This window comes from Micromonospora sp. S4605, from assembly GCF_003176715.1.
GTDB lineage: Bacteria > Actinomycetota > Actinomycetes > Mycobacteriales > Micromonosporaceae > Micromonospora > Micromonospora echinaurantiaca.
Window position 1 is genome coordinate 1 of record NZ_QGSW01000424.1, and the last position, 5504, is coordinate 5504.

The 5504-nt window shown below is 78.8% G+C and carries 4 protein-coding genes; all 4 read right to left on the reverse strand.

The window, feature by feature from the left end; all coding sequences use genetic code 11:
- Positions 1-130 (reverse strand): DUF742 domain-containing protein (locus DLJ47_RS32975; RefSeq protein ID WP_146228261.1); only part of this gene is annotated, 130 nt, incomplete at its 3' end.
- Positions 108-557, reverse strand: a complete 450-nt coding sequence (locus DLJ47_RS32980; RefSeq protein WP_233258151.1) for a roadblock/LC7 domain-containing protein — start codon at positions 555-557, stop codon at positions 108-110. The genes DLJ47_RS32975 and DLJ47_RS32980, both read right to left, overlap by 23 nt.
- Positions 554-2806 carry a sensor histidine kinase gene (locus DLJ47_RS32985; protein ID WP_158289927.1) on the reverse strand — a complete coding sequence of 751 codons (2253 nt, stop codon included), beginning with the start codon at positions 2804-2806 and terminating at the stop codon, positions 554-556. Before DLJ47_RS32985 ends, DLJ47_RS32980 begins: the two co-directional genes overlap by 4 nt.
- Positions 2807-2838: 32 nt before the next feature.
- Entirely contained in the window at positions 2839-5379 is a 2541-nt protein-coding gene (locus tag DLJ47_RS32990; RefSeq protein ID WP_199236097.1) for a LuxR family transcriptional regulator, read from the reverse strand.
- Between the last annotated feature and the right edge of the window lie 125 nt (positions 5380-5504).

The window sequence follows — 5504 nt, forward strand, 5'->3', positions numbered from 1 at the left end:
CCACCAGGGTGATCAGGTCGAACCGCCCCTGGTCGGGCGCGCTGCGGCCGCGCGTCATCGCGTACGGCCGGACGATCGGGCCGGCGTCGTCGTCGTACCACGCCTCGTCAGGGTCGCCGGTCGCCCGCACCCGGGCCCCCGTTCGTCGCCATCGAGGCCGGTTCCAGGTACACCGGCAGGTGCCGTTCGGCCTGCCCCACGAAGAGCGCCACCTCGTACGCCATGTCGCCGACCTCGGCGTCCCCGCCGATCCGGACGGTGAGGATCGCCCCGTTGCGGGTGGTGGCCACGAACAGGAACGCCCGGGACATCTGCACCACGACCTGGCGCAGCGCGCCGCCGACGCAGACCCGGGTGGCCGCCATGCCCAGCGCCTCCAGCCCGGCGACCATGCTGGACAGCTGGGCGGCCAGCTCGTCGTCGACGTCCCGGGAGGCGCCGAGCAGCAGCCCGTCCGGGGACAGCACCACCGCGAACTCGGCCCCGGGCACCCGGTCGACCAGGTCGTTCAGGGCGGCGGTCAGGCTGTCGGCGCTGACCAGGGATTGCGTCATCATCGTCCTCTCGGTGCTCGGGGAACCGGCATCTCGACCGTGTCGGAGCCGATGGTGCCCGGCCCGGGCCGCACCGACCCGGGGCTGCGGTCTCGTACCGGCAGGCCGCCGCTGTCGCCCGGCCCGCCGGACCGGGCCGGTGGTCGCTCGGGCCCGCCGTCCGGGCCGGCGGGAAGGCCACCGGCGCCGGCCGGCGCGCCAGCCAGCCCGGCCGGACGGCCGCCCACCCCGGCGGGGACGCCAGCCACCCGGGCCGGCGCGTCAGCCGCCGCGGCTGGGCCGCCATCCGGGCCGGTCGGGGCCACCAGGCCGGCCGGCAGCCACACGACCGCTGTCGTGCCACCCCGCGGGCCGGGCCGCAGCGACACCCGGACGCCGTGGCGGGTGGCGAGCAGGGCGGCAGCGTACAACCCTGCCTGGCCGACCGGGGGGCCGCCCGGCGGCGGGGCGGCGAGCAGGCAGTTCAGCTCGGCCAGCGCGGCGGCGTCGAGCCCCGGCCCGTCGTCGGTGACCAGGACGGCGCAGCCCGGTGCCGCGGCCTCGGCGGCGACCCGCACGGTGCTGCTCGCCGGCGAGCAGACCAGGGCGTTCTCGATCAGCTCGGCCAGCAGGTGGACCAGGTCGGTGACCGCCGGGCCGGCGAGCGTCCACGGCCAGTGCGCCGCGACGAGGACGCGCTGGTAGTCCGCCACCTCGGCGACCGCGCCCCGCGCCACGTCCAGCAGCGGCACCGGCCGTCGCCAGCGCCGGGCGGGCGTGCCGCCGGCAAGGGTGACCACCTTCTCCACGTTGCGCCGGATCCGGGTGGCCAGGTGGTCGAGCCGGAACAGTTCGGCGGCCTCGGCGGCCGAACGCTCCCGGCGCTCCAGGGCGTCCAACAGGGTGAGCTGGTCACGCAGCAGGACCTGGTTGCGCTGGGTCAGCCGGACGAACAGCTCGTGCAAAGCCGGCTCCCCCGCGCCCGGCGCCGGCCGGATGGCCTCGGCGACCGCCGTCCCGCCGTGCCGAACCGCCACCTCGGGCGAGCGCCGACCGGTTGTGTCCCTGGTGGACGGTGCTGTCGAGACGGGGCCGGCCAGGTGGCCGGCGAACCCGGCGGTCGACGGGTCGGGCCCGGCGAGGGCGCCGTCGCGGCGGTCCGGGTCGCCGGTCGGCACTGCGGGCCGGGGCGACGCGGGACCGCTCGCGGCGGCGGCCAGCCGGCGGACGGTGCCCACCCAGCCGACCAGCAGGACGAGCACCGCGACCAGGCCGAGGCCCAGCACCACGCCGGTGCGGATGACCACCAGCGCCGCGCCGGGGGTGGCCCGCTCGACGCTGCCCCGGGCGGCGGACGTCACCAGCCGGTGCAGCCCGGCCAGGGCCGGGTCGACCGCCGCGCGCCACTGCTCGCCGGTCGGCACCGGCCCGTCCTCGCCGGCGCGCAGCAGCCGATCCTCCAGCGCGAGCAGCGCGGTGAACCCCGGCCCCGCCACCAGGGCGCGGTGCTCGTTCCGGTCGGCGGCGGAGAGCCCGGCGGTCGCCTCGGCCCGGACGTGGCGGTGGGTGCTGACCAGTTCGGTCAGCCGGAGCCGGTCGTCGGCGGTGAGCCAGCCGTTGGCCAGCGCGGCGGTGACCAGGGTGTCCTCCCGGGCGAGCAGCTCGCGGGCCCGGGCCAGCCCGATCACCGCGCGGGTCTCGGCGGCCAGGGTGCTCTCCCGTGCCCCCCACTCCGGGCCGTAGACGGCGAAGGCGGCGTCGATCAGCCCGTGGTAGCCGGCCACCGCGGCGGCCCGGCCGACGTCCGCCTCGGCGCGCAGCCCGGGCAGCCCGGCCAACCGGCCGAGCAGGTCGTCGACCCGGTCCCGGACGGCGCCGGCGGTGACCAGCCGGAGGTCGACACCATCGGCGGCCGCCCGCAGGACGCCGGCGGAGTGGTCGGTGTCCGCCCGTGCGCCGGCCAGCGCGGTGCGGGCCCGGTCGTCCCCGGCGATCGCCGCCGCGCTGACCCGACGCTCGACCTGCAGATCGAGGATCAGCTGCTCGGTGGGCTGCCCGACGGTCTCCGCGAGCGCCCGCACCCGGAGCAGGTCGGCGGCGTCCCGGGCGGTCAGGAAGGCGGCGTACGACCAGAGGGCGAGGAGCACCACGGCGAGCGCGGCGAGCTGCCGGCGGATCCGGGGATCGCCGGGCCGGGTCAGCGCACCCGCCCGGTCCACCCAGCCGCCGCGGCCCACGCCGTCGGCACGGTTCGCGGCGTCGGCACGGTTCACGGCGTCGACGGGGCTCACCGTGCCGGCGCGGTTCACGGCGTCGGCCTCTCCGGCCACGGCCGGCCGGGCGCCTCGCCCGAGCGGTCGGCCAGCAGCGTCCGCAGCAGCGCGAGCAGTTCGGCCCGGTTGGCGCAGTTGAGCCGGGCGCGCATCCGGGCCACGTGGTGCTCGACCGTCTTGGCGGAGATGAACAGCCGGTCGCCGATCTCGCGGTAGGTCAGCCCGGCCACCACCAGTTCGCCCACCTCGCGCTCCCGGTCGCTGAGCCGGTGCGGTGCGGGGCTGGCGATGGCCTCGGCGTCCTCGGCCCGCGGTGCGCCCTTGGCGCCGGCCGGCCGCCCCTGCAACATCCGGGCGCAGTCCAGCAGCGCGGTCATCGCCCGCCGGTCCGAGGTGCGGATCGCCGCCTGCCCGGCGAGCCGGGCGCCGTCCCAGCACAGGCCGGCGTCGTGCAGCCCGCGGGCGGCAGCCTCCACCCGGACCGGGTCGACGACGCCGCGCAGCACCTCCACCCAGCTCGTCGCCGCGGCCGCGACCACGGCGGCGTACCGGCTGTGGCCGGCGGCGGCGAGCAGCGCGGCCACGTGGTCGTCGGCGGCCGCCGGCTCCTCGGTGAGGATCGCCGCGTGCAGCCCGCTCCAGTGCAGCGGCGTGCTCCACAGTGGCGGGTCGCCGAGCCGGGCCAGCAGCAGCCGGGCCTCACGCAGGTACGGCGCCAGGCGCGCCAGGTCGCCCAGGCGCGCGCCGGCGATCGCCAGCTCACCGAGGGGCAGCAGGGTGAACAGGTCGACCGGGTGGCGGACCAGCGCCTCCAGCGCGTGCCCCCAGCCCCGCTGGAGGGCGCCGAGGTCGCTGTTGCGCCGGGCGATGCCGAGTTCGAGCGCGGTGGCGAAGAGCAGGTCCCGCGACTCCAACGGCCGGCCACCGGTCACCGACGCGAGCCGGTCGGCGGCGAGCACCGTACGGCCGCGGACCATCGCGATCCAGGCCTGCAACAGCCGGTGCCGCCGAGCCAGCAGCGGCCCGCCGGTGCCGCTGGCCACTGCCCGGTCGAGCACCCGTTCGCCGATCTCCAGCTCGCCGCAGTGCAGGGCGGTCAGCGCGGCGAGCGCGGCCGGGCTGTCCGGCAGCAGCACCGCCCGGCCGGCCGGTTCGAGCAGCGCGGCCGCCTGCACCAGGGTGGAGAGCGCGGCGGTCGGCGGGCCGTCGACGCTGGCGGCGATCCCGTCGGCCATCAGCCGGGCCGCGCTGGCGTGCAGGGTGGGCGGCCCGTCGGGGGCCGGCCCGGCGGCGTCCGGGCGGTCGTCCGGATGACCGGCGGCGAGCGCGCAGACGGCCGCGAACGCCGTCGCCGAGGCGCCGCCCGACCAGCGGTACAGCTCCACGCTGCGGCCGAGCTGGCCACGGTGCGCGAGCGCCGTGGCGGCGACCGTCGCCGCCTCGGCGCGCTCGGCCGGCATGGCCGTGTCGAGCAGCCGATCGGCCAGCCGCAGGGCGGCGTCCAGGTCGCCGGCGAGCGCGGCGGCGGCCGCCTGCCGGACCGCCACCGGCCGACCGGCGGCCGCGGCGGCCGCGAACAGCTCCGCGGCCAGCGCCGGCTCGCCGGCCAGCGCCTCCTCGGCCGCGGCCGCCAGCGTGGCGGCCGGACAGTCGGCCGCCACGCCGGCCGCGAGCAGCGAACGGACCAGCGGGAGCACCGGCCCGCCGCGGGCCAGCTGCACCTCGGTGAGCCGGCGCCACACCGCGGTGCGGTCGGTGGCCGGGCTCAGCGCGGCCACCGCTCGACGCACGATCGGCGCGAGCCGGCCGTCCGCGCCGAGCAGGCCGGCCGCCCGGGTCGCCGCGACCAGGCCGTCCACCTCCTCGGGGGTACGCCCGAGCAGCGGACCGAGCAGGTCGACCGGCAGCGGCACCCCGGCGGCGACCGCGAGCAGCAGCCGGCGTACGTCCGGGGTCAGTTCCTCCAGGTCGGGCGCGAACTCCAGCACCACCTGCCGGGACGGCTCGGCGGGCACCGCTCCGCCGTGCCCGCGCAGCCCGCGGACCAGCCGCTCGACATCCCGGGGCACGCCGCCGGTCTGGGTGTGCACGAAGTCGACCAGGTCGGAGCGGCGGCCGAGGTCGGCGGCGGCCAGGTAGGCAGCGGTCTGCTCGCGGGCGAACGGGGTGAGCAGGACCAGCTGCCCGTCCCGGCGCAGCGCGTCGGCCAGCTCGACCAGCGCCGCCGGCCGGGGCCACGGCCGGTAGCCGACGACCAGCCGGTGCCGGCGGGCGACCACCAGGGCGTGCAGCGCGCGCAGCCGGGCGTCGTCGAGCAGGTGCGCGTCGTCGACCAGCAGCACCGCCTCCGGGTCGACCGTCTCGGCGGCCACCGGAGCGCCCTCCAGCACGGTCGTCCCGGCCTCCCGGTAGATCCGGCCCAGCTCCCGCAGGTACGCGCTGCGGCCGTGCCCGCCCGGCCCGGTCACGCCGAGCGTGAGCGGCGTGTCCGGGTCCCGCCCGACGGTGTCGAGCAGGGCCCGCGGCCCCGGGTCCAGCACCAGCCGGGACCCGGCGACGCTACTCATGATCATGGTCATCCTTCGCGTCCCCGTCCTCGCGCGAGCGCCAGGCGGCGGGACGCCTTCGGCAGTTCCAGTGGGGTGATCCGGACCGGCGGCCGGGGTGGGGGCTGGCCGGGCGCCGGCCGGTCCAGGTC

Bases quoted from the DNA above. Each gene is read 5' to 3' on its own strand.
- DLJ47_RS32980 (WP_233258151.1), bottom strand. From the start codon at position 557: ATGATGACGCAATCCCTGGTCAGCGCCGACAGCCTGACCGCCGCCCTG.
- DLJ47_RS32990 (WP_199236097.1), bottom strand. From the start codon at position 5,379: ATGATCATGAGTAGCGTCGCCGGGTCCCGGCTGGTGCTGGACCCGGGG.